The following is a 23,798-nucleotide window of genomic DNA, read 5'->3' as shown; positions in this document are numbered from 1 at the left end:
AGAAGTCTAGGTTTCTAGTTAATAACTCCTTTTATTACTGCTCTAACCTTGAATCGCTCCATACATCGCAAACATCGGCAACATAATCGCTGCTACAATAAAACCAACTATCCCACATATCAACAACAAAACTAATGGTTCTATGATGGTCTTAATTCGTTTAGACGATTCGTCTACTTCTTTTTCATAAATAATACTTAGCTTTTCAAGCATATCTTCCAATGAGCCGGTACTCTCTCCCACCTTGACCATTTGTGTCGCTAATAACGGAACAGCGGAGCTTTTTGAGAAGATAGCGCTAAGTCGTCCTCCTTGAGATACCTCTACTTCACATTCCTGAACCATCTGCTTGATATACGTATTACTGACCACATCACTACTCATGTCAAGCGCTCTTACCATCGGCACAGAACTAGAGAGTAATGAAGAAAGAGTGGTCATAAATACCGAAAAATTACTCTTTTGGATCAATTCACCAAAGCCTGGTATCCTCAACATCACCAAATCATATTTCAACCGAAACACTGCATTTCGTTTGCCAATAAATAACCCCAACCAAATTAGAACTATCACCACCACTATCACGAGTCCTTTAGTCTGTAAAAACTCACTAATTCCCATGGTCATTTTAGTGATCGCTGGCAATTCTGCTTCAAAACTATCAAACACCGTCACAAACATCGGCACAATTGAAACCATTAGAAAGATTCCAACGGCCACCGATGCGATCAACATCATAATCGGATAGATCATCGCTGTAATCACACTGCTACGATTGGCAGATGATTTTTCATAATAATCTGCCATCTTCTTTAAATTACTCTCCAATGAACCAGAGATTTCTGCTACGGCTATGACATTAATCAACAAAGGAGGAAAAGCATTCGTATGTTTTCTATAACAGTCTGATAGTGTCGAACCACTTTCTAACTCCTCTGTTACCTCCACCAAGACTTTTTTAAACGTTTTATCTCGTTGCTGTTCTTCTAACATCTTCGAGGCATCTAGCACCGTAATCCCCGCATTAATCAACGTCGAAAACTGTTGTAAGTAGCCTACTAATAATTTAGGCTTGACCTTAGAAAAAAGATTAATTTCTTTATTCGCAAGCGTAGCTTCTTGCTCGATCACAGATAATGGCTTGATATGCTTTTTCTTTAATTGCTGGCTTGCCTCTAGCGCAGAACTCGCTTGAATCGTCCCTCGAGCAGTTTCACCGGAGTATCGTTTTCCTTGATAGGCAAAAGTGGCCATTACACCTCACCTCCATCTTCTAACAGACTAGAAGCCACATCTGCATCCACTCTCCCTGCTTGAGAAAGCTGTGTAACAGAGGCGCTCATGGTATGCATGCCTTCTGATTTCCCCATCAATAACATGTTGGTGATTTGATGGGTTTTGCCTGAACGGATAATACTGGCAATCCCTTTAGAATTTACCAACATCTCAGTCGCTGCCACCCGTCCTGTTCCATCTCTCGTCGGCAATAACCGTTGTGACAAAATTCCCACTAACGCCCCTGCTAATTGCGTACGCACTTGTGATTGCTGCTCCGCTGGAAAAACATCCACAATTCGCTCAATCGTGGAAGGCGCACTGGAGGTATGCAAGGTTCCTAAGACTAAGTGACCTGTTTCAGCCGCTGTCAAAGCAATTGAAATAGTATCGAAGTCACGCATTTCGCCCACTAAAATAACATCTGGATCCTGACGTAACGCGGCTCTTAAGCCATTGGCAAAAGACACCGTATCACGGCCGATTTCGCGTTGAGAAATGATGCTTTTTTTGTGCTTATGGAGATATTCCACTGGATCTTCTAGTGTTAAAATGTGCGTCTTTTTCGTTTCATTTAAATAATCAAGCATCGCCGCTAAGGTCGTGGATTTACCAGAGCCTGTCGGTCCTGTCACTAAAAATAAGCCTTGATTCTTTTGAATCATACTCCGCAACACCTCAGGCATCCCTAATGAATTAAGATTAGGGATGTCAATGGGAATCTGTCGTAACGCGATTGCCACTGTGTCCATTTGCCGAAAAACATTTACCCGAAAACGGCTAATGTCTTTCAGCTCATAAGCTAAATCGACTTCTCCCATTTCCTTAAAATCCTGCCATTGCTTGGGTGTACAAATCACTTGTCCCATCGCTTCAATGTCTTTCGAATAGAGAGTCTCTGTCCCTTCAATCCCTTGTAAATTTCCATGAAGGCGAAACATCGGGGGTAACCCCTCTACGAGGTGAATGTCCGAAACACGTTGTTCAACCGCTAACCTTAACCAGCTCTCAATTAGGCGTTGAGCGTCGTTTCTAACCAATAATTCATCCGGGGTAGGGGAAAGAAATAAGGCCTCGTTATTACTTCGGCTTCTCCTTCGTGACTGTTTTTTTGAGCGAGTCTCACTCATTTGCTCACACTCCTGTTCTTTTTACGCCTCTTCCGCCACTACTTTCAATAATTCTTCCACCGTGGTTTCACCAGCCATGACTTTCTCCAAACCATCATTAATTAAAAAAGTCATGTTTTGTTGCTCGACATAGGCAACTAACTCATCATTCGTTGCCTGATTTGTCACCATTCGGCGTAGTTCAGCTGTCATCATCAACAATTCTTGAATCGCAAGTCGTCCTTGATAACCGGTGTAGCCACATTTGGCACAGCCTTTTCCCTTCATCAACGTCGTGTCAAAATGACCATGTTCCTCTAAAAAGATCCGTTCCTGTTCCGTGACAGCTGTTTTAGTCTGGCAACTGGTGCAAACCTTCTTCACTAACCGTTGAGCCAATACGCCTTCCAACGCATTGGCCACTAAAAAACTGTCCACTTCCATATCAATTAATCGATTGATAGTTCCAACTGAATCATTCGTATGAAGGGTAGACAAGACCAAATGACCGGTCATAGACGCACGAATCGCAATTTCAGCTGTTTCCTTATCTCGAATTTCGCCGACCATCACAATATTGGGGTCTTGCCGCAAAATACTTCTTAACCCGCTAGCAAAAGTTAGCCCAATGCTGCTGTTAACCGCCACTTGATTAATGCCTTCCAATTGAAACTCAACAGGATCTTCAACCGTAATGATATTAACATCTGGTCGATTCAACTCCTGTAAAGCCGCATAAAGGGTCGAAGACTTTCCCGATCCTGTTGGCCCAGTCACTAAAATAATCCCGTGAGGCTGCGTCAATAATTTTCGGAAGTTTTGAAGCAGGGTCGCCTCAAACTTAAATTCATCCAAGCTACGAATCCCAATTGAGCGATCAAGAATCCGAATCACAATTTTCTCCCCATGAATGGTCGGTAAAATTGAGACCCGTAAATCAACTACGCGCCCACTATTTGTCAACATTGCCCGGCCATCTTGAGGCAGACGAGTTTCAGTGATGTCTAATGAAGATATTATTTTCAGTCGCGAGGTAACCGCCTGTTGACTATTTTTAGGCAATCGTTTCAATTCGCGCATCTCGCCATCCACGCGTATCCGAACAACCAAGTACGTTTCCTGAGGATCAAAATGAATGTCACTGGCCCGTCTATCAACCGCTTCTTGTAATAAAGTCGTCACCGTTTTAATCACAGGGGAGTCCTCATTAACAGGCCCTGTTGGCTCAGCCATTGTTGGGGCGAATTCTTGACCGGCAAACAAGGTATCAATATTTAAATCAGAAGGATAGTCACGGACAATCAGCTGTTGGATGTCGCTCTGATCGGCTTGTACAGGGTTAATCACAAGTCCCGTAATGAGTCGCAATTCATTCAACACTGAAAAATCTTTGGGCTGACTCATGGCTACTGTGAGTCGATCCTCTTCTCTTTTTAACGGAAAAACGTTGTATTGTTTCGCAAAACTCCGAGGAATTAATTCTAATAAATGCTTATCTAAAGAAGCGTTGAACACGTCTTGAACCTGAGTCGTTTCAGACTGGCTAGTCGAGCCTCTTTTTCTTCTTTTAGATGACTTACCACTTTTAGTGGACACTCTCTGACTCACTTGCTTCCCTCCTCTAATACTCAAGACTTTCCACATAATCAAAGGTCCGATTAATGATCTCACTGGCCCCTTTATTCGTTGTTTTCGTCGGCTTCACCAACACTACTTTTCCTTCTAGAGAATGACTTTCCTTGGCAGTTGTTAGGTCAGCCACAGTCGTAATTGGTAGACCTCTTCGCTTCAAGTCCGTTGCCAAAGAAGTGGCATCTGCTTCACTATAGGGCTGTAAAATCACCCGACCTTTTAACTGTCCTTTACTTACCATTTCTTCCAAAAAGAGAGGATCAAAGAGTAAATTATCAGGTAATAGCTTCAGTGATAAATAGGACTTCTTCCCTACTTCTAAGTGAAACGGCTCAACTCCGGTATAGCCCAGCTCTATTTTACTTCCTTCTTTTAAGATAATTTGATTCCAGTACGCCTCATCATCGTAAAAGTGAGTAAATTCTTTGGTATCAATTGATAGACCTGTTTTATCTTTAGGGTATTCACTATAAGACTGTCTCCGCGACGTTTTGACAGAATCTATAAAACTAACGCCTTTGACAGCTAAACTTGTATTAGGCCCCTCTAAAATGATACTTGACGGTGTCTCAGGTTTATTTTTAGCAAAGTAAGTAAAATTAATGCTGTCAGAATCTTTTTTCATTAACACATTTGTCAAAAGAAAATTTCCTTCCACCTCAATTGTTCGAGCATCATTCACGGTTGAACTAATCCCACTTTGACTCACTGGTCCAGCATATAAACTGCCACTAGAAACCACCATCCCTCCTTTGAGAAAGTCGTTCCAATTAGTCGCCTTTGGATCTTGTGCTAAGGCGCTTGAAGCGTACTGAGCAAAAGAAAGACTATTCGCCTCTACTTGATTGTCAATACTTAGCTGGCCCTTTGAAAACAACACACCTTGTGTTGATTTCGCCTTACTTTCCGTATGAGTTCCGTTGATCAATAGGTTAGTTGTTTGAAAATCTGGCACATCAATCACTAAGCTCGACTTTGGGACATCCAGCTCAATAAAGGTGCCTGTTGCCGCCTTAACTGACTCAACTTGAATAAAACTCGCCTGCTGTGGATTCGTCGTGGTGTTTCTTAGAGACAGTAGATTGCCCGTTTGAAGTGAACTCCCGGTATTACCTGTCATTTGTGGCCCATATCTAACCAAAAATGACCCAGCAAAGCGTAAGGTGCCGATTTTTTTAGTACCTGTCGTAAAATCCAAGGGGGCTCCATCTGTTATATCCACAATGTGTGACGGATAATCCCCATAAAGAGGACTCTTTTGACTTGTGTAGCTGCCATAATCAAAGCCCTTTTCAAGCCCCTCCTGATACGTCTCAAGCTGCATCATTTTCTTCAACCATTCATCTGCAGACAGATACTTGCTGCCACTTGGTAAATAATAGGAATAAAACACATTTCGCCAGGTATCCATTTCTTGAATCGTTTCATCAGAATCCACTTGCTCCCACTGTATCTCATACAGATAATTGGAACTGATTTTAGACGTTGACTCACGGCCCTTGTGCGTCTCTGTGACCTCAACGGTTAACGGAAAAACAAGTTGAATATTCGTCCGAGTATCTCCTATTTCATAACTCGATTTCGCCCAACCAAAGCCTCCTGAGCCGCCACCTAATTCATATGGATCAATTTTACTGGCAGTCATCTGGCTTGGATCATAGATAACCTTATAGGAAAATTGTTGCTCTGAGCCAACATTGGTGTCAGTTATATCACTCACTGTTGACGGCAAAATCCAATTAGCCACCAGACTCTTTAGTTTCTTTTCATCACTTCCTAATGATTGGGTCACAATGGTTACTGCCAACTTTTCTTCCAGTGTCTCTTTAATTTTCTGGGTGCCCTTTTGCATGGCATACTCTCCGACATCCTTGCTTTGCTTGAATTTATCTACCCGATCAATTTGAGAAAAAGCCCGCATCGCAAACAGAAAGATCGCCCCTACAATCACACTTGCTAAGATAATCGCCCCTAAAGCGTAAATTAAGGCATATCCTGATTCTTCTTTTGCTTTACCACCTACCATTGCCCGGCGTGTCTCCCTTCGCTTTTTCATCGTCTCGATAACTACTCACAAATTTACGGCTATACTGAATCTTATCTTTAGTACGTGTATCTGTTAGTAAGGCGTCCATATCCCATGTCCCATCGCTACTATAAAAAGGGGTAAAATTGATGGACTCTTTATAAAATAAAATGATGCCACTTGTTTGAATCGTAAAAGTATCACGGTAACTTGACATACCATATTTTGTTTTTCTCGCTTCATACTCATTTTTTTGTAACAACACTTTAATTTTTACGGCACGATCTTTTATCTGATAAGCTTCCGCTTTCAAGTTATTATTATCATTGATATCAGTCAGAAAAATCGGATTGAGTCCGTCTTCTGACGGGGTGTTTGTCTTCGGTGCTGACGGATCACCATCCGTTAATTTAATGATGTGTGCTTCCTTCCAATTGACTGTCGGATCAAATTTGCCAAAATAATTGGCCTCTTTATAAATAGCTGAATTTCGATTAATTTTTTCGATATGCGCAATCATCAAATTGGCTGTTTGTTGATACTCCACCTGTTGACCTTGAATCGTAGAGGCTTTAGAAATACTAAACAAGATACTTGAAAGCAAGGTCGCGACTAAACCGAAAATAGCCAACGCCCCTAAGACTTCTATCAAGCTCAAGCCCTCTTCATTTTTGAGTACCGTCATCTTTCTCATCTCCTCACCCCTCCACTACCCAATTCAATACCGTTGACGTCAACAAACTCCCCGTCTTTTTGTCATAAATCAGGATGGTTAAATCAATCCCATTTGTTCGAGAATTGTAATGAGGGTCTACCTTAGGCTTTTTGGCTTGAACCTCGACTAAGAACTCACTCGCTTTTTTTTTCGATGAGACATAGACATATTCGCCAATATAGAGTTGATTCGCCGCCGATTGAAGTCTTGTTGGTAAAAATTTTGGATTATCAATGTGATAGAGAACCTTTGGAACGAAGTTACCGCGCGAGTTCTCACTATCCGTTTCTTCTATCTCTACTTCTCCATATAAAGGCTGTGAGCCTGAATCTTTTTGTATCCCAGTATTATCCAAGATTAAGTGTGCTCGCCGAGCTTCTTGTTCAGCCGTTAAGCTTTTGTCGGTTTGAACAAACACATATTGATTTAAATCTGCCACATCTTGAATTTGTCTTTTATAAAGTAGCCATTCCTTAATATCTTCTCGAATATAGGCGGCTTCTTCTTTTCGTTTATTTAATTGAATGGCTAACGCATTTTGATGAATCAGTGTGGCTAATAGCATAAAACACGATCCTAGAAGAACCACCGCAACAAGTATTTCTATTAAAGAGAAGCCAGTCTCATCTTTAGTGATCTGGTAGTTTCGTTGGAACATCCTTAACCACCCCTTCAATAATAACGTTCATTTATCATAATAGTTTAACAACACCTGAGTACTCCAGCTCATAATCAATACACGTTTCTCTTTAAGAAGTGTGAGGTGCCCCTTGATTGTATTAAGTTCACTTCCAAACACATGTAAATTGACTACTACTATTGTGTCTCCTGGAATTAATTGATCAGACATTCGTTGAAATTCTCCTTGTAGTCCATTTCTTCTAGAGGGTTCAATAAAAATTGTTTCACAATCATAATCTGAGACAATTTTTAGCTGATCATTTGTTGGTAAGGGATACAGTTGTCTGACATAGCCATATATCGCCATAACCTTCATTCCCTCCTTAGTTGACTCCTAGCTTGGTTTCCTTTTTTATACGGTCTTCTTGCTGAGTGTACTTATAGACGCTTCCCAAAGATACCCCACATTCACTTGCAATTTGGCGCATGGACCATTTTTGCTCATGATATAAAAAAGCAATCTGTTCTATGGTTTGATCATCAATCGTTGGACGGCCAATAACTCTCCCTCCTTGACGAGCAAGATCAATGTTTTCTTTTATCCGTTCACTTCGGCACACAATATCTGTTTCTAATAGCAGATCGAGTGCTTTATAGAAAGACAAATCATTAGACGTATCTACCTGATCATCGATACTAATAATATAAATATCCTTTTCTTGAAATAAAGCCATGATTGCCTTTAAATCACGAAGCCCTTTCCCAAATACCTGCAATGTCAGAATAATGACATAATCCTTCGGTCGTAATTTCTCTAATAATTCTTTTAATTTGGTTTCTTCAAATAATGACTGATTTTCAAAAAACAATTCCTCACACTTATATTGCATGATTTTTTCGACCTGCTCAATTTCACTTTTTGGAAATCCTTTTCTCACATAGCCATATACCGTCATAGCTTACATTCCTTTCACTATTTTTATCTTTTTAATCGAACGACTTTTTTGCAATTCCTTGATAGATTCTGCTGTCAATTGGGTGAGCTAATTCCTCTTGTAACTCACTATGAATGGTTGTCAATTCTTTGATTTCATTATAAACAGATCTAGGTAATACCACTCGCTTAGGAAACCGCTTAGACTGTACATGAGACAACAAAACTTCCTCTGTCTCATGGTCAGTAAAACAACGTAAACGAGGAGAGTACTTAAAGTCATACCACCCATCAGGAAACTGTTCTTGATAAACTTGCCATGTCCAGCTTAGCCCTTGAAGGGACTCTTTAAGACGGTCATACTCCTCATAAGATAATCGTTTTTTTTTCATGATCCTCTTTCCTTTATTTCTTGTTCAACTATCATCTTTGGAAGTCATCAATTGGTTAGCATACTTATGAACAGTTCCCAGTGAAACACCACATTCAATAGAAATTTCACGTAATGTCTTCCGTTGTGTTGAATAAAGTTTTTGAATGCGTTGAATTTTTTTCTTATTAATTGTCGGACGTCCCCCTACAATTCCCTTTATCTGAGCTTTTTCTATGCCAATACGTGTTCGCCAACTGATTACTTCTTTTTCTTTTTTTGCCAAATCATACAGCAAGTCCAAATAACGTGAGGTCGAATCTAGTGGATTTTCAATGATATCAAATGTAATCTGATAATCCTTGATCAATTGAAATATAGGAAGTAGCTGCGTTAATTGTAGCCCCATACTTTGATAATTTAGGACTACTAGGCTTTGTTCCCTATAGGTTAATAAAAACTGTTCAAACTGATTAAAATAATCAATTTGATGATTGGCTATGATAACTTTCTGACAGTTGCCTTGTTGAATCAACTGGTTATATTCAGTGTTTGATGTAGAATTTACTGTATAACCAATCACTATTTTCGACATATTTTATCTCCTCATTTTATTATTTATTAATCGAACATTGATAGTAAATGATAGTCTATACTAGCCTCATAGCTAATGATCTCTCATATCTGAATAAGTAAAGAAAATAATGGACATCGTGGCTACTGCACAAATAATCAATTGAATCGCCCAGTTATCTGAATAGTACTGCGCCACTTTTAAGCAGAGAACGGTCATAATAAATGTGGAAATTAACCATAATACTTGTTTTAATTTGGTGATTTCTCGTTTAATTCGTAATACGGTTGCTTTAGATACATCATTCAATTTAGCCGTTTTACGCAATGACACGCCATGAGTCAAGTCATTAAAAATTTTCCAATACAATTGCCGATCTAACGCTATTTTTGAAAAGGGCCGAATACGATCGCGCTCAGTTAGTTCTTCTTTTCCAACAGAAATAATTTTGAGTGCTTTATTATATTTGACCTCATTCTCTTGCCACCAGTTCAATAAATCTAACCATTCCTCCATTCTCATAGAAGGAAACGCCTGAACTTTTATTGTTACTTGACGGTCATAAAAAGATGTAAATACGTCAAGCAAGGTGACATAAGAACGGCTCAAACGTTCTAATGAGAGAATAATCACCGTATCTCCAGGTTGACACTTTGCAACTAATTTGGTGAACTGACTTAGTTTTGAGAAGCTATCTGGAGGATGGTAATCGTCAAAAATAAATTCATCCATTGCTTGATCATCAAAAAGCCGCTGTTGATCAGCTTGGGACTCTTTTTGAGTTAAAGCTCGACTATATCCGATATTCACCTAATCTTCTCCTTAATTTGAGTTTAGATAACTTGCTAGTTGTCTCATGCATCACATAACCAATCATCGTACTTGTCTTAATATGACACCGAGAAAGTCATAACTTTCTCGGATTTTTAGTTCTCTTATTTGATAACACTATACGTCTTTCCATTTTGGCCACTATAATTTAAGCCATAAAAAGCTGGCTCTACTGTCGTGGGTTCTAAATAGATCGTAATCTGATAGTTTTTATTGCTATCAAATGTAAGTTGGATAGGATCTGTATGAGCGTATTGGTTCGTGCCATCAGTCCAACCAATATAATGATAATACTCAGGAACAATTGGTCTAATCACTAAACCTTGATAGCCAACATTCGGTTTGATTAGCAGTTCAGTATAAGAAGACAACGTTCCTTCATTTCCACTCAAAATAACACTATTAACAGTACTCGCAATTTTCGTTTTATCCGACAAGTCATTATTATCTACAAAAATATAACCTTGAGTTGGTAACACTACTTTTTTATTTGACGACTTGATTTCTTGACGAATATTAAATTTCATAAAATTAGTGTAGATATAGGTGACAATATAATCTTTCTTCACTGAGGCGATCGCCACTTTTGTCGTGCCTGTGGCCGCTATTTCGGTGCCTTTATCAATCTGATACCCTTTAATCACATAACCAGCTGGCGCTACTGGGAAGGTTTTAGAATACGTCGCTCCTTCATTCAAGGTCACTGACGTTGCTTCTTTAACCTTCACACCATTTTGATCGATATACTGCTCCGTTACTTTCCACTGCCTTTGATAGATATATGTCACGGTCTGATCTTTCTTCACTGAGACGATTGACACTTTTGTCGTGCCTGTGGCCGCTATTTCGGTGCCTTTATCAATCTGATACCCTTTAATCACATAACCGGCTGGCGCGGCTGGGAAGGTTTTAGAATAGGTTGCTCCATCATTCAAGGTGACTGACGTTACCTCTTTAACCTTCACCCCATTTTGGTCAAAATATTCCTCCGTTACTTTCCACTGTTTTTGATAGATATAAGTCACGGTCTGATCTTTCTTCACTGAGGCGATTGACACCTTCGTCGTACCTGTAGCCGCTATTTCGGTGCCTTTATCAATCTGATAGCCTTTAATCACATAACCAGCTGGCGCGGCTGGGAAGGTTTTAGAATAGGTCGCTCCTTCATTCAGGGTCACTGACGTTGCGTCTTTGTCTTTGATCTTCACACCGTTTTGATCCACATACTGCTCCGTCACCTTCCACTGTCTTTGATAGATATACTTCACGATGTAGTTTTTCTTCACATTGGCGATGGTCACTTTCGTGGTACCGGTGGCCGCTTTTTCTGGCTCGTTCTCTATCTGATACCCTTTTATCACATAACCGGCTGGCGCGGCTGGAAAGGTTTTAGAATAGGTCGCTCCTTCATTCAAGGTAACTGACGTTGCCTCTTTGATCTTCACCCCGTTTTGATCAAAATATTCCTCCGTTACTTTCCACTGTTTCTGATAAATATACGTCACGGTCTGATCTTTCTTCACTGAGGCGATTGACACTTTTGTCGTGCCTGTGGCCGCTATTTCGGTGCCTTTATCAATCTGATACCCTTTAATTACATAACCGGCTGGCGCGGCTGGGAAGGTTTTAGAATACGTCGCTCCTTCATTCAAAGTAACTGATGTTGCTTCTTTAACCTTCACCCCATTTTGATCAAAATATTCCTCCGTTACTTTCCATCGTTTTTGATAGATATAAGTCACGGTCTGATCTTTCTTCACTGAGGCGATTAATATCTTCGTCGTGCCTGTGGCCGCTGTTTCTACACCCTTATCAATCTGATACCCTTTAATCACATAACCAGCTGGCGCAACTGGGAAGGTTTTAGAATACACCGCTCCTTCATTCAAAGTAACTGACGTTGCTTCTTTGACCTTCACACCATTTTGATCAAAATATTCCTCCGTTACTTTCCACTGCTTATGATAGATATACGTTACAATCTGATCTTTCGTCACTAAGGGGATTGAAACTTTCGTGTCCGATTTTTCTGCCCCGTCATCAATCTTATACCCTCTAATCACATAACCAACTGGCGCGGCTGGAAAGGTTTTAGAATAGGTCGCTCCAGCATTCAGGGTGACTGACGTTGGTTCTTTCAGCTTCACACCATTTTGGTCCTCATACTTCTCTGTTATCTTCCACTGTTTTTGATAAATATACGTCACGGTCTGATCTTTCTTCACTGAGGCGATTGACACCTTCGTCGTGCCTGTGGCCGCTATTTCGGCCCCTCTATCAATCTGATACCCTCTAATCACATAACCGGCTGGCGCGGCTGGGAAGGTTTTAGAATAGGTCGCTCCAGCATTCAAGGTAACTGACGTTGCTTCTTTAACCTTCACACCATTTTGGTCAAAATATTCCTCCGTTACTTTCCACTGTTTTTGATAGATATACCTTACGGTCTGATCTTTCTTCACTGAGGGAATTGACACTTTCGTCGTGCCTGTGGCCGCCGTTTCTGCGCCAGTATCAATCTTATACCCTTTAATCACATAGCCTGCTGGAGCTACTGGGAAAGTTTTAGAATACGCTGCCCCCTCACTCAGCATAACCGACGTATCTGCTTTAATCATCGTGCCACTTTGATCGACATATTTCTCAGTAATTTTAAATTTGGATTGATAGAGTTGGGCTTTTGCCAAACCGTTTAACACAACATTGGCCCCTCGGGTATAGCTATATTTCATGGTATAATCCATTGCTTTTTTAGCATTTTTCAAGCCCGTCAAATGTTCATTCGCTCCTGCTTGAGAAGCATCTGTTATATTGGTTTTATAGCCTGTATTAGCTAATTTCGTTGCCGCTGTTTGTCCCGTCAAAGCCCAATTATGATCATAAGAATACGTTGCAGAATGACTTAAAGAAAGAACATTTGCATCTGTTATTGCTGAAGCCTGCTCTAGCGGATATCTGAAATTATCAGCATACAAGATAAGATTTTTAGCCTTATCTACTTGAGTGGTTGGTCCTGTCACAAAAACAGTGATTTTTCTTGTAACACCTTGATAAGTCAAGGTCAACGGATATGGTTTTAAAATATCAGAAAAATCTTTAGTAAATTCTTTAGCTTGTCCTACACTGGTTAAGGCATCATATTTTGCTTTCGCTCCTTTAATAGCAGCCAACTCTGTTGCATTGACTGTGACGACATTCTTAGCTGCGGTCCCATTATCTACAGTTGTGCCATCCATTAGATTCCATGCAAAAATACCGGCTTTATTTTTCGCTCCTACAGCATCCAAGGTACTTACATTACTAATTGGTAAATCAAAATTTTCAGCTCGAATTGCGAATTTTGTATTGTAAGCTGTTTTATTATCAACATTACTCACCCATCTAGAAGTTGTTGTCACCTGTTTTTGGCTGTCTGTAATAAAATTGGTTACTTGTTGAGGGCCTACCTTTGTATAACTCTTATATCCCAGCGCATTCCAATCAATCGCGGCTTGAGAAGTAATCGTATTACCAGTAGCATCATAAACCAATAAATTAGGGTTTCGATTAATTCTTGCATTTAACCATGCTTGTGATTTTTGCCCAGAAACATTATTCGGGGATAGGTCATACGTATCAGAAACACTTACCCCTGATAAGAGCAGTTTTTCAATCTGGTCCTTTGTCTTCGAAGTGTCAATCACTAGACCATTCGTCGCTTTGATAGTTGGGGCAAAATCATCTACTTTTTTTAATGAAGCAGCAAAATCATGCGCATAAGAATTATTCAGTTTTGGATGATAACTTCCACTCACTAATTCTGTCCCACTGACTTGTTCATTTTGCTGGCCGACAAGTATCACTTGATTACCATCAGAAATCATTGAGCTAAAATCAACAGTAAAGCCTAATTTAACAACAGAAAAGGTTGCTAATGAAAAATTAGAAGCTAACACATCTCCTACTACGATAGAATAGGAATTTCCTTTACCCAAAAACTCCCCATCAAAGGTATCCATCGTGCCAAAAAAAGAAATCTTTGTTGGATCATCTTGACTTGGGACAAACGTTAATTTGCTGTTCTTAGGAAATTTTTTTACAGTGTCAACATTCCAAGTTGAATAATTAATTTTTGCTAAAACTAAATTCTTGCCATCTTCATAAGTAATGTACTGGTTATTTACATCAGAAATTGCTTTTTGAAAGATAACACTTTTTCCAGCTAGTAGATTGGCCTTCAACCCACCACCAGTGTCCCACAAACCTAGAGAGCTTTTGTGAACGTTTTTTGCACTAACATCCAATATTAACGAATAACCAGCAGGGGATTTATAAACATGAGACGCACTATAAAAATCACTTGCCGTTTGTCCCCAAGCAGGATTGATTGTCGCAAGATTTGGAAGTGCCAAAACCGAATAATCAGAAAAACCATCTAAATTAGCATTAAAATTGTAGAGAAGAAGAACGTCTTTTGCCCAATTGGCGTCACTAATCATACTTGTATAATGATGCCCATTTGGTGCGAACCATTGACCATTAAACGTATCGATACTTGCTAACCATCTTCCACCAATCAAATCAACCTTTTTCTCAATATTTCTCTTACTAATGATTGTTCCATTCTGGTTGATTGTCACTACTACAAAGGCATTGGCTGATGGTTTACCATACCAAGCCAAATAATTACTGCCACTTTTTACAATTCTGCTGTAAGCTAACCCATTTTTTGCCGCTAAGCTGTTATCATTTAACGTCGGTTCAAAATACTGTCTACTTTCTTCCTTTCCACTACTATCTAAAATGGCGACATATGAGTTCGAACTATAGTTCTCTCCAGTCGCTAGCGAAAAGCTTGATTCACTCCCAATAACTACTTTTTTATTGTTAGGCAGCGCAGCTATATCACTGTATCTTTCAGATAACGGGGAGACACTATTTGTGTAATAATGATCCTTAAGATAGTTCTTCACTTTTTGATTGTTTTGAACATACCCACTATAAGTTGGATTTCCAACCAAAGACGGTTCAACTAGCTTGGTCGCATCTACCCCTATCGGAAACTTGTTGACAGCATTCGTCGCATCTACCGTAATTCCCGTTGTGGGATGAGCCTTCACCTCTTCTTCACTCTTACTTAAGCTAAAATATATTCCCATGAAAAGAATAAACAGAGGCATTAGTATAAACGTTAGAAGAGAATAGTTTTTTTTATTTTCACGTTTCCTGATTTTCTCCATCATCTTCACCCCTATTCTTTCTTTCCATTCAAGATCATATCAATTGTTTTTAATGGCTCAGCACTTGGTCCACTCGTAGTATTCCAGAAAGCTTTTTGATACTGACTTCCTCCTGTCGTGATAGACTCAGCTTTAACAAACATCGTTAGCTTTCCTTCACCTTTACCAGTTGGAATTTGGAGCTTAGTGAAAAGCATCGAAGTCACTTTGCCAGCTTCTAGTTTATCCAGATAGTAATAATATCCGTCACCACCATCTTTCCAATTCGTTGTGTTCAAATCCTTGGCTAACGTCTCCACCTTAAATTCCTCTTGCACATTACTCTTGTTCGTATACACAGGTAAGATCATGACACGTACAAACTGATTCGTTTCTCCATCATTTTCAATTTTGAACTCACGATTCGTTGGGCTGGTTGCGCCAATTTGAATACTTCCTATCGTTCCAATATCTTGAACATCAACCTTCAAATTACCAATATATGTTACAACTTCCTTTTTATCCTCAGCCTTCGGTAATGCATTTGTTGAGCCGACCCATACAAGCAACGTCACAAATAAAATAAGAAGTGTCAATAACAGCACAACTTTCTTGTTTATCTTTCGTTTCATTTGTCTCTTCCTCCTACTCCAAATGCTCAATCAATAAGTCATAAACGGGATTTCCTGATACCTTTGGTATGTCCCAAGCAGTAAATACTTTTTCGGTTGCCAACACTGCATCAGCCACTAGTTCTTCTGCATAAAAACTTCCTTTAATCCCATTAGGCGCATCCTCTTTCAATTGAATATTATCCAAAAGGACACTACTACTATTTGTTGGATAGAGACGTTCAGAATAATAAAAATACCCTTTATAATAAATCCAATACATAGAAGGATCGGGTGTTGTTGGATTTAAATTAGTAAAATTTAAACTTAGATACTTCAAATCTGTTGTATCGCGATCCAAAGTATCCTCTTTGTAAGAGTATTCCACTTTTTTGACTGCCTTGTAGATTCGATTTTTTTTATCGTCTCGAAAAAAGTGATTTGCCCCCCATGTTCTCGGCTTCTCAAGTAAAATTGACGTTGTCGGAACTGGTGTTGTATTGGCATAATCATTTAAATTCGCATTCCCAATCTGGTCAATAGTATCTATTTCATACATCAGTAATACTTCCTTCAAAGAAAGCCGTACAAATACCGGTTCTTTGCTGTCATTGCGTATACTAATCATTTTTTTCATTCGTTGGTTTGGTGCTAAAACCACTGGCTCTAATTCTCCTTGCAGATTGACTGCCAGTTTATAGTCATCTGCCTCTACACGGTTGATTCGCTTATCGCTATAGGTTTGCCAAGAATAGGTTGCCCCTACTAAAACAATTGTGCTGAAACATACGGAGTATAGAAAAAAAGCTAATTTATTCCTTCTTTTTTTAGAATACTTCATCTTATTTCTCCTCATCCTTCTGCTCCCTTTGTCTTTTCCATAAAAGTAAGACAATCAATAGTAATAATAAACCTGCTAATAGTTGATAAATAAATTGTCGCCATTCTTCACCTGTACTTGGCAATCTGCCCAAGGAGGTTTTGTCTGAAGTGCTTATATCCGGTACTGTTCCCTTTTTTGTGGCAATAAATTGCCAGGAAAATAAAAACTCATTATCTTTTTTAAAATCATCTGTTGTTAAATCCTTATTAATCTCAAAGGTTGCTTCTAACACCTTGTCTGTTCCAAATCCAAATTGCCCTAAAGAAAGTTCTTCTTTTGACCAGTCTCGCTTTCCGTCTCCTAGCATTTTGCCTTTATAAATCACCTTATCATCTAGCTTCAACGTCATGATAATATGATCATTCCAATCAATGATTCCTTTCGAACCTTTAGAATGGACACGCAGCCCTAATTCAAATGCTTCTTTTTCACTCGTACTCCGCAGTGTAATTTCCTTTTTATAAACCTCACCAGGCTTTACATCCGGTATATCAATAAAATATTGGTCTTTATTATTAACTGTAAGACCCTCATTGTCTGCAATCACCATTCCACGAGGGAGCTCAGAGGCGAAAACAGTTGAAGTCCCCGCCAATCCGATCAAGATGATTCCCAAAATCCAAATACTAATATATTTTCTGTTCCTCATTTCTCTCTTCTCCCTCTAGAATGACGATAAAAATACTAATTATTTATGCGGTGTCGCTTTGTTTTTCAAAATTTCTTTCAAAATTGGATCATCTGAAGCAAGCCCCCATCCAGCTGTTGCATCTGTCAATGCATCATCTACATACTGAATTGCTTCAATTTTGACTGTTAGATCAAAGAATGCACCTGATACTTCTTCGCTGATGTTATTACCATACGAAATTGCGTTCAAAAGATTGGGCGTAGTTGCTCCAGAAGCCAATGGACTTGTAAAGTAGAACCAACCGTCAGCTTTGTTATAAACCCATTTTCCTGCCTCTAGTGTTCCAGTAGGATCTACAACTCCAGCTGCATTGTAATTCAGGTTAATAGTGTTATTTGGTGCTTTGATATCAGTATCTAAAACAGCTTGAAGTTTAGCTGTTTGTATAGGCGCTCCAGCTGTCGGTACTTGTGCTGTAGCAGGTGTCGGCGCAGCAATTGTCCCAACAATACTTGTTTCATAGTTGTAGTCTTGACCGTAAAGGTTGCCTTTTGAGCCTAAAACAGCTGCTTTATCTGCTGCACTAGGCTGACGTCCAATTTTACTTTCTGCCCAGTTACTGTTTTTGAAAGCATAACCACTTGGATAAACCATATACTCAAGATCAGAGGCTTTTTGGACTTTTACATCCCATTGTGCCACATCCGTTGGATTGGCTGCTGCTTTCGTTTTATCAAATACTACCTTCCCATCAGTTACTTGGTAACGTGTTTCTTTGACATTTGTTTCATCCTTGATGATCTCAACCTTTGTAAAGAACTCTGCCTCCACACTATATTTGATATCTGTTGGATCCAACGGGTTAGGCGTTACTTTTCCAGATACATAGACAGCTGTCTCTGCTGGAAATGCTGAAGCGTCATCATAGACGCCACTGATTTTTGTTTTTCCTTTATACTCAGCTGGTAAAGCCGCTGGTGAACCACTTTCTGATAATGCTGATAGCACTGGGAAAGATTTTCCTAATCCCTGAGTTTCATAGTTATCATCTGTTCCAAGGGTCCAAGCTTTTTTTTCTGTACCTTGTGCAGCCTTATATTTCCCAATTGAATCAGAACCATCTTTGCTAGCTGTCAAATACTTCAGCACCTCTTCATAAGACGCTCGTACATAAACTGGTGCTGAACTAGCATTAGATATAGCCACTTCCTTTTTTGTTGTACCACCAGGCACAATTTCTGTTGGTGCTGGATTAAATTTTTCCGTAATAGTTACGGAGCCATCTGTTACATACGCCGATTTCACTCGGTTAATACGTGCATCAGTTGCTGTCAACCATGCAAACGTCCCTGCAATTAATGAAACAACCGCTAGAAAAGCTGCTATAACTAACAGTTTTCTTTTGTTTTTCTGCTTTTTCTTCATAAAAAAGCCTCCTATCAGTAAAATAATTTTTATATAAACTCAAAAATGAGGTCATACCGCTCTTTAGCATTTCCCAATAGTCAATAGATGATTTAGCCAGAATTTCAGCCTTTCTAAAAATCATATCTAGGCAGAAATACCTATCAATACTCCTTGTATCCTCCACTTAATTTCCAAAAAAATATATTTTAAGAACAAGCAAACTCCCAAATACGCCTAAGACAAAGACCAGACATAACCAAGAATAGTCACGGATAAACTCAAGAATATATCCGATATACGGCACTATAAAAACAGCCTTTCCGACCAGTCTATCTGCTAAAATAGGAGGATCATTTGTTTTATTGGCGTCCCCCTTAGTGATTAGGAATTCTCCTTCCCTATCACCTACATGGTCTATTTTTTCAATCACTCGGTGCGTCAAGTAACTTTTGTCATTACCTAACTTATACGTAACTACATCATATTTTTGAATCTGATTGTATGACGTATTCTTAACGATAAGCACATCTTGTGCATTGAATCCCTTAATGTCCCCTTTAATTGTTTGCCCCTTTACCGGTACCATCGAATTCGTCATAACTGTGTAAAATCGATACCCATATAACGACGCATTTTCATTTGAATTTAAAGCAAACAAAAGAGCTGTCAAGATAATACTTATTGTGAAAGCATAAAAGATAAGACTAAACATCATTTGGAATAAAATCCCAACTAACGACCTCTGCTTTTTTTTATTCGTCGGCGACGACTGTCTAATGAACTCTGAGTCTCTTTGTCTTTGACTACGTCGACGTGAGGTACCTACAGTGCTACCACTCTCATCTATGACGTGTTTCCTATAATCATGTCTAGTCTCACGTGTTCTTCGGTGTCTTCGTGGTCTTTCGTGTTTTCTTTGTTTTTCTGACTGACACGCTCCTTTTTTTCTTTCTCGACTTTCCAACGACTCTTCGCCCCTTTTTCTTCGCCTCTTGCTCTTTTCGATTGTGTAAAATGCGTTTGATTATTACCCATCCACTTATCACACCAACGATACTTACCATCGCCAAAATCCAGTTTGCTTTCAATTTGAAAAGTAAATAACCAACTTTAGGTACTTTACCCACTACTTTTCCTAAAACACGGTCATAAGCTATAGGAGGATCCTCACTATTGTTCGCGTCTCCCTTAGTAACTAAAAACTCTCCTTCTATACCAGCAAGTGAGCTCAGCTTTTCAGTCACTCTATGAGTCAATTGATTACTATCCGTGTCTAAGCGATAACTGACGACATCACCGACTTTAGTATCTTTATAGGTAATTTTTTTTATAAAAATTAAATCACCTGCAAAAAAGCCACCTTTTTGATTTTTTCGAGTTGGTGCCATTGAATTTGTTAACACATTCGATGCACGATAACCGAATAAAGACCCATCACTATCTTTATTAAAAAGATAGAACAGAGAAATTGTCACCAACCCTATAGTTATCAGGTAAAACAATCCATTACTAATGATTCTTAAAACGTTTAACTTATTATTTTTTTTTCCTTTCTTATTTGGCATTTTGATATTTTTGCGTTTTGAGTCGCTATTTCTCAATTCCCACAACTTCCTTCACCCAATTTCAAAAAGAGAAATTCTGATAATATTCTCATAAATTATATATATTTTCTAAACGTACAATAGAGTCTCACTCTCAATCTATCTCATGCATGTTGTTTATAAGGTAAGTAAATCTCAGCCATACTCTTTTCAGCACAGGCATAATTGATTCCTGATCGCTCATGCATGCCAGGTCTCCTCCTGCTGAGAAGTTGGCTTTAATATAAACATGATTTGTCATGATATTTTCCTCCTTATTAGTAAACAAAATAAGTTCGCTACGCTAACAGGCGTATCATTTTTCATTTCACACATTATTCAGTACACTAACACGTATAAGACTATCTAGTGATCGCATGTCCATTTCTTGGTTTACTTAATACCAAGAAGTACTGATGAAGATAGCTCTATATCAAAATTTACAGGTGATCTTGACGGCGTATCTGACGGCTATCGGCCCTAAAAAAAAGTCGCATAGCCTCGGCTTGCAATCTGGAAATAGAATAGTTAGCAAAAAAATACTTAATAAACGTTTCTCGAATTCTTTGTAAGAAAAACAGAAAATTGATTTGACTCATTTTTTTAAAGAATCGCTAATTTTTCCACAGCTACCCGCTGATCCGACATAAAAGAACTGGTATAAACATCTAGAGTCATTTTGATAGAAGAATGACCCATTAAAGAACTAATGGCCGCAATATTGACTCCTAATTCCACACAACGTGTCGCAAAGGTGTGACGGAGCGTGTGAAATGAATAATTGGGTAAGCTTAATTGCTCTTTTATACGCTTGAATCGATAAGTAACTGTTCGAGGATCAAGTGGATTTTCCGTTTCATTTAATACATATTCACCGATGTGAGTTGGTTTTATTTTTAATAAGACCTGTTTAAGACGATCGGATAATGGGAGTATTCGTTCTGATCCCACTGTTTTCGGCGTACCAATAGCAAGATAGGTTTTTAAGTGGGGGTGAGAGTAGTCTGTTAACCGTTGTACCGTCCGCTTAACCTGAATCAGCTGCTGGCTAAAGTCAATATCAGACCACCTTAAAGCACAAATTTCCCCAACACGCATACCTGTTTCTAAAGCAATCATTACAGGAAGAGCTTTGGCATCCGTTTGACAGTGGCTCATTAATAAGCGTTGTTCAGTAACAGAGAAGGCCTTAGGTTTTTTGGGGGACAAGCGGGGTAGTGAAATGGCCGTTGTTGGATCAACTAAAATCATGCCACGTTTCTTGGCATACGCAAAACACCCTTTGACAATCCGAAAAAGCACATGAATGGTTGAAAGAGCTAAGTCCTTTTTTAGCCCACGTAGCCACTCTTCAAGTGACTGAGGGGTAATTAGGTGTAAACGTTGATCGCCAAAAGTCGGAATAAAGTGAAGACTTAACTTGTTCATGTAACTGGCATAAGTACTTGACTTTACCCTTCCTGCGACAATCTCTTCCAACCAATAACCGACCCATTCTTTAGTAGTTCCTTGGTACAAGCTAGGTGTCTCGTCACTGATTACAGCAAATTGATTGCGTAATAAGCTGACCTCTTCTTTCACTTTTTTATAACTACGAGCATAAACGTACCCATAGTAAATAGCCCCATCAGGCTTCCTACTCTTGGGATAGCGTCCTTCCCACCGACCATCTTTTCGTTTATAAATATTTTCACCACGTTTTGACATAACTGTTCCTCTCCTTTAGCATATAAATAGTGACGGCTCATTTGACGGCTCAAAAAACTAGGGATAATTTTTACAATTTCCCTCGCCTTCAGTCTCGACAGGTCGTTGGATTGTTTTCCTTTCTCTAAACTGGCAATTTAGCGTACAATTGCAAAAAAAGGTTGACCAACGTAATAAAAAAGGTATAATTAACATAGTAATTAACTTCTTTTCAAACAAAACTAACAAAAAAAAGGAAACTATTTCTTGGTATTAAGTAGACCAAGAAATAGTTTCCTATTAATATTTCAGTAACTCTCAGCAAGCCTCTTTAGGCACCCCATTCACCGTTTCCCCTATTTATCTGTCACAGTAACAGTCTTTATTGACAAGCTACCTTTAATTTTTTCAGTGATTTTAGTAGGATGCCCCTTACCGTTGATATCGTTTAATTTCTTATGTGTGACTTTATGTTACAGCTATTGAAATAAACACTAGAAAAATAGAAAATGCCAGCATGTATCAAAGAGAATATACTAGTTATTACTATAGATAAAGCAAGTATTCACATGATGATAATTAATACGGTTACATAAATAAGAGACATATATTCTCTCTAAATCTGATTATGGTTATTTCAGCACATTAAAATAGCCTATAATAACGAACGACTTTCTACGTTCTAATTAATTATCATGACAGAACCTCACTAATTTTGAGTCAAATTTTATTATACCACAAAATCATAAGGAACAACTCTTAGTTCCTGACACCTCAGATCGAGTCGTCCTTTAATAGAAAACGCTCCCTTAAAACTATTTCCATAAGAACGGTGACGTTTAACTATTTCTTTGTTCACTTAATTTCCTCCAGTTAATTTTAGCCTTTCCACTAGCCCCAAACTGTCCGGTTACTACTCACTTTTATCGACTTAAGAAATTCCTAAAATTTCCCCTAAACTAAGCTGTTCTTCTGATAAAGCTGACGGTACACTTATAACGGCAAGGAGAGATAGTGGCTGCTTAAATCAATTGTCCTATTTTCTAATTGATTGACAGTTTGCACTTCAAGTAGATTATCTCAATCATTGAGAAATACAAAAACTGAGACATAAACTAGAATTTCTTCTAACTCCATGTCCCAGCTTTTTTGTCGCGAATACTAAAATTAAGATAGACAAATAAAAAAATATTTTGAATGTATCACGATAGCCAGTATCTCCATTTCTAGCTAAATTAATATAACACTCTTATCAACTAATAACCTACAGAAAGAGTCTCAGTTGACAGTTTTGATGCTAGGACATATTTTAGTAGAGACGATTACACCATCCTATCGGTTCGAATTTAATTATAGATACTTTCGATACAACTAAACAGAGATTTTTTCACTTCTTCAAATCTGAGTGTGTAGATATTCATTTATTCCTTTTTCAGTGAAACATAAAAAATTCGGTCTTAGCACTCTCATAAGGGGCACTCTTATCCCTTATTATAATAATCCACCGCTTCGCTTATAGTAATTCAAATGCAACTGAGTACTCCAACTAATTAACTGTACCTGCTTGTGTCGCAAGGTCGACAAATGGCTGGATACTTTTGTCGCCTCCTCTCCAAACACCTGTAAACTCGCAACCACAATGACATCACCAGGATTTAGTGCCATCACCAGTCGCTGAAACTCATCTTGCTTTCCCTTCCTTCTTCCTTCAA

General features: G+C 38.8%; 22 protein-coding genes. All 22 read right to left on the bottom strand.

The genetic code is table 11. From position 1 onward, the window contains the following. Positions 1 to 42: 42 nt before the first annotated feature. Entirely contained in the window at positions 43 to 1,254 is a 1,212-nt protein-coding gene (locus AC5KOD_RS08195) for a type II secretion system F family protein (RefSeq protein WP_496914061.1), read from the bottom strand. Continuing rightward, on the bottom strand, positions 1,254 to 2,405 hold the full coding sequence (locus tag AC5KOD_RS08190) for a type IV pilus twitching motility protein PilT (protein WP_496914060.1): 1,152 nt from the start codon (positions 2,403 to 2,405) through the stop codon (positions 1,254 to 1,256). The genes AC5KOD_RS08195 and AC5KOD_RS08190 overlap by 1 nt, the downstream gene beginning before the upstream one ends. A 21-nt stretch (positions 2,406 to 2,426) precedes the next feature. Beyond that, a complete protein-coding gene (locus tag AC5KOD_RS08185; protein WP_496914059.1) occupies positions 2,427 to 3,992 on the bottom strand; it encodes a GspE/PulE family protein in 1,566 nt (521 codons plus the stop codon). Between the two features lie 13 nt (positions 3,993 to 4,005). Beyond that, on the bottom strand, positions 4,006 to 6,072 hold the full coding sequence (locus AC5KOD_RS08180) for a hypothetical protein (protein ID WP_496914058.1): 2,067 nt from the start codon (positions 6,070 to 6,072) through the stop codon (positions 4,006 to 4,008). Beyond that, positions 6,029 to 6,727: a PulJ/GspJ family protein gene (locus AC5KOD_RS08175; protein WP_496914057.1), complete on the bottom strand. Its 699-nt coding sequence runs from the start codon at positions 6,725 to 6,727 to the stop codon at positions 6,029 to 6,031. Before AC5KOD_RS08175 ends, AC5KOD_RS08180 begins: the two co-directional genes overlap by 44 nt. 13 nt (positions 6,728 to 6,740) lie before the next feature. Next, a complete protein-coding gene (locus AC5KOD_RS08170) occupies positions 6,741 to 7,415 on the bottom strand; it encodes a type II secretion system protein (RefSeq protein WP_496914056.1) in 675 nt (224 codons plus the stop codon). A 27-nt stretch (positions 7,416 to 7,442) separates the two neighbouring features. Further along, positions 7,443 to 7,745 (bottom strand): recombinase family protein, encoded by a 303-nt coding sequence (locus AC5KOD_RS08165; RefSeq protein ID WP_496914055.1) that lies wholly within the window; start codon positions 7,743 to 7,745, stop codon positions 7,443 to 7,445. A 16-nt stretch (positions 7,746 to 7,761) separates the two neighbouring features. Further along, positions 7,762 to 8,334, bottom strand: a complete 573-nt coding sequence (locus tag AC5KOD_RS08160; protein ID WP_496914054.1) for a recombinase family protein — start codon at positions 8,332 to 8,334, stop codon at positions 7,762 to 7,764. A gap of 31 nt (positions 8,335 to 8,365) precedes the next feature. Beyond that, positions 8,366 to 8,704 carry a hypothetical protein gene (locus AC5KOD_RS08155; RefSeq protein ID WP_496914053.1) on the bottom strand — a complete coding sequence of 113 codons (339 nt, stop codon included), beginning with the start codon at positions 8,702 to 8,704 and terminating at the stop codon, positions 8,366 to 8,368. Positions 8,705 to 8,728: 24 nt separating this feature from the next. Continuing rightward, positions 8,729 to 9,277: a hypothetical protein gene (locus AC5KOD_RS08150; RefSeq protein ID WP_496914052.1), complete on the bottom strand. Its 549-nt coding sequence runs from the start codon at positions 9,275 to 9,277 to the stop codon at positions 8,729 to 8,731. A gap of 72 nt (positions 9,278 to 9,349) precedes the next feature. Then, the gene (locus AC5KOD_RS08145) at positions 9,350 to 10,066 is read right to left on the bottom strand and encodes a recombinase family protein (protein WP_496914051.1); all 717 of its coding nucleotides are present in this window, start codon (positions 10,064 to 10,066) and stop codon (positions 9,350 to 9,352) included. A 125-nt stretch (positions 10,067 to 10,191) separates the two neighbouring features. After that, on the bottom strand, positions 10,192 to 15,306 hold the full coding sequence (locus AC5KOD_RS08140; RefSeq protein WP_496914050.1) for a MucBP domain-containing protein: 5,115 nt from the start codon (positions 15,304 to 15,306) through the stop codon (positions 10,192 to 10,194). Positions 15,307 to 15,317: 11 nt separating this feature from the next. Beyond that, on the bottom strand, positions 15,318 to 15,917 hold the full coding sequence (locus AC5KOD_RS08135) for a hypothetical protein (RefSeq protein ID WP_496914049.1): 600 nt from the start codon (positions 15,915 to 15,917) through the stop codon (positions 15,318 to 15,320). Positions 15,918 to 15,930: 13 nt separating this feature from the next. Next, complete coding sequence (locus tag AC5KOD_RS08130) at positions 15,931 to 16,737, bottom strand: hypothetical protein (protein ID WP_496914048.1); 807 nt, start codon at positions 16,735 to 16,737, stop codon at positions 15,931 to 15,933. Position 16,738: 1 nt separating this feature from the next. Next, entirely contained in the window at positions 16,739 to 17,428 is a 690-nt protein-coding gene (locus tag AC5KOD_RS08125) for a cell wall protein (protein WP_496914047.1), read from the bottom strand. 39 nt (positions 17,429 to 17,467) lie between these two features. Beyond that, a complete protein-coding gene (locus AC5KOD_RS08120; RefSeq protein ID WP_496914046.1) occupies positions 17,468 to 18,835 on the bottom strand; it encodes a hypothetical protein in 1,368 nt (455 codons plus the stop codon). Positions 18,836 to 19,001: 166 nt separating this feature from the next. Further along, entirely contained in the window at positions 19,002 to 19,532 is a 531-nt protein-coding gene (locus AC5KOD_RS08115; protein ID WP_496914045.1) for a signal peptidase I, read from the bottom strand. 160 nt (positions 19,533 to 19,692) lie between these two features. Then, complete coding sequence (locus tag AC5KOD_RS08110) at positions 19,693 to 20,418, bottom strand: signal peptidase I (RefSeq protein ID WP_496914044.1); 726 nt, start codon at positions 20,416 to 20,418, stop codon at positions 19,693 to 19,695. 97 nt (positions 20,419 to 20,515) lie between these two features. After that, a complete protein-coding gene (locus AC5KOD_RS08105) occupies positions 20,516 to 20,662 on the bottom strand; it encodes a hypothetical protein (protein ID WP_496914043.1) in 147 nt (48 codons plus the stop codon). A gap of 341 nt (positions 20,663 to 21,003) precedes the next feature. Then, positions 21,004 to 22,107: a tyrosine-type recombinase/integrase gene (locus AC5KOD_RS08100; RefSeq protein WP_496914042.1), complete on the bottom strand. Its 1,104-nt coding sequence runs from the start codon at positions 22,105 to 22,107 to the stop codon at positions 21,004 to 21,006. 709 nt (positions 22,108 to 22,816) lie between these two features. Beyond that, positions 22,817 to 22,945 carry a hypothetical protein gene (locus AC5KOD_RS08095; protein WP_496914041.1) on the bottom strand — a complete coding sequence of 43 codons (129 nt, stop codon included), beginning with the start codon at positions 22,943 to 22,945 and terminating at the stop codon, positions 22,817 to 22,819. A gap of 632 nt (positions 22,946 to 23,577) precedes the next feature. Continuing rightward, positions 23,578 to 23,798: recombinase family protein (locus tag AC5KOD_RS08090; protein WP_496914040.1), on the bottom strand; the 221-nt coding region annotated here is incomplete at its 5' end.

It is taken from the genome of Vagococcus sp. WN80Y (assembly GCF_059621045.1).
This window is presented reverse-complemented; position numbering and strand designations above follow the sequence as displayed.

Bases quoted from the DNA above. Each gene is read 5' to 3' on its own strand.
- AC5KOD_RS08195 (WP_496914061.1), bottom strand. From the start codon at position 1,254: ATGGCCACTTTTGCCTATCAAGGAAAACGATACTCCGGTGAAACTGCT.
- AC5KOD_RS08190 (WP_496914060.1), bottom strand. From the start codon at position 2,405: ATGAGTGAGACTCGCTCAAAAAAACAGTCACGAAGGAGAAGCCGAAGT.
- AC5KOD_RS08180 (WP_496914058.1), bottom strand. From the start codon at position 6,072: ATGAAAAAGCGAAGGGAGACACGCCGGGCAATGGTAGGTGGTAAAGCA.
- AC5KOD_RS08175 (WP_496914057.1), bottom strand. From the start codon at position 6,727: ATGACGGTACTCAAAAATGAAGAGGGCTTGAGCTTGATAGAAGTCTTA.
- AC5KOD_RS08170 (WP_496914056.1), bottom strand. From the start codon at position 7,415: ATGTTCCAACGAAACTACCAGATCACTAAAGATGAGACTGGCTTCTCT.
- AC5KOD_RS08165 (WP_496914055.1), bottom strand. From the start codon at position 7,745: ATGGCGATATATGGCTATGTCAGACAACTGTATCCCTTACCAACAAAT.
- AC5KOD_RS08160 (WP_496914054.1), bottom strand. From the start codon at position 8,334: ATGACGGTATATGGCTATGTGAGAAAAGGATTTCCAAAAAGTGAAATT.
- AC5KOD_RS08155 (WP_496914053.1), bottom strand. From the start codon at position 8,704: ATGAAAAAAAAACGATTATCTTATGAGGAGTATGACCGTCTTAAAGAG.
- AC5KOD_RS08150 (WP_496914052.1), bottom strand. From the start codon at position 9,277: ATGTCGAAAATAGTGATTGGTTATACAGTAAATTCTACATCAAACACT.
- AC5KOD_RS08140 (WP_496914050.1), bottom strand. From the start codon at position 15,306: ATGGAGAAAATCAGGAAACGTGAAAATAAAAAAAACTATTCTCTTCTA.
- AC5KOD_RS08135 (WP_496914049.1), bottom strand. From the start codon at position 15,917: ATGAAACGAAAGATAAACAAGAAAGTTGTGCTGTTATTGACACTTCTT.
- AC5KOD_RS08130 (WP_496914048.1), bottom strand. From the start codon at position 16,737: ATGAAGTATTCTAAAAAAAGAAGGAATAAATTAGCTTTTTTTCTATAC.
- AC5KOD_RS08125 (WP_496914047.1), bottom strand. From the start codon at position 17,428: ATGAGGAACAGAAAATATATTAGTATTTGGATTTTGGGAATCATCTTG.
- AC5KOD_RS08120 (WP_496914046.1), bottom strand. From the start codon at position 18,835: ATGAAGAAAAAGCAGAAAAACAAAAGAAAACTGTTAGTTATAGCAGCT.
- AC5KOD_RS08115 (WP_496914045.1), bottom strand. From the start codon at position 19,532: ATGATGTTTAGTCTTATCTTTTATGCTTTCACAATAAGTATTATCTTG.
- AC5KOD_RS08105 (WP_496914043.1), bottom strand. From the start codon at position 20,662: ATGACAAATCATGTTTATATTAAAGCCAACTTCTCAGCAGGAGGAGAC.
- AC5KOD_RS08100 (WP_496914042.1), bottom strand. From the start codon at position 22,107: ATGTCAAAACGTGGTGAAAATATTTATAAACGAAAAGATGGTCGGTGG.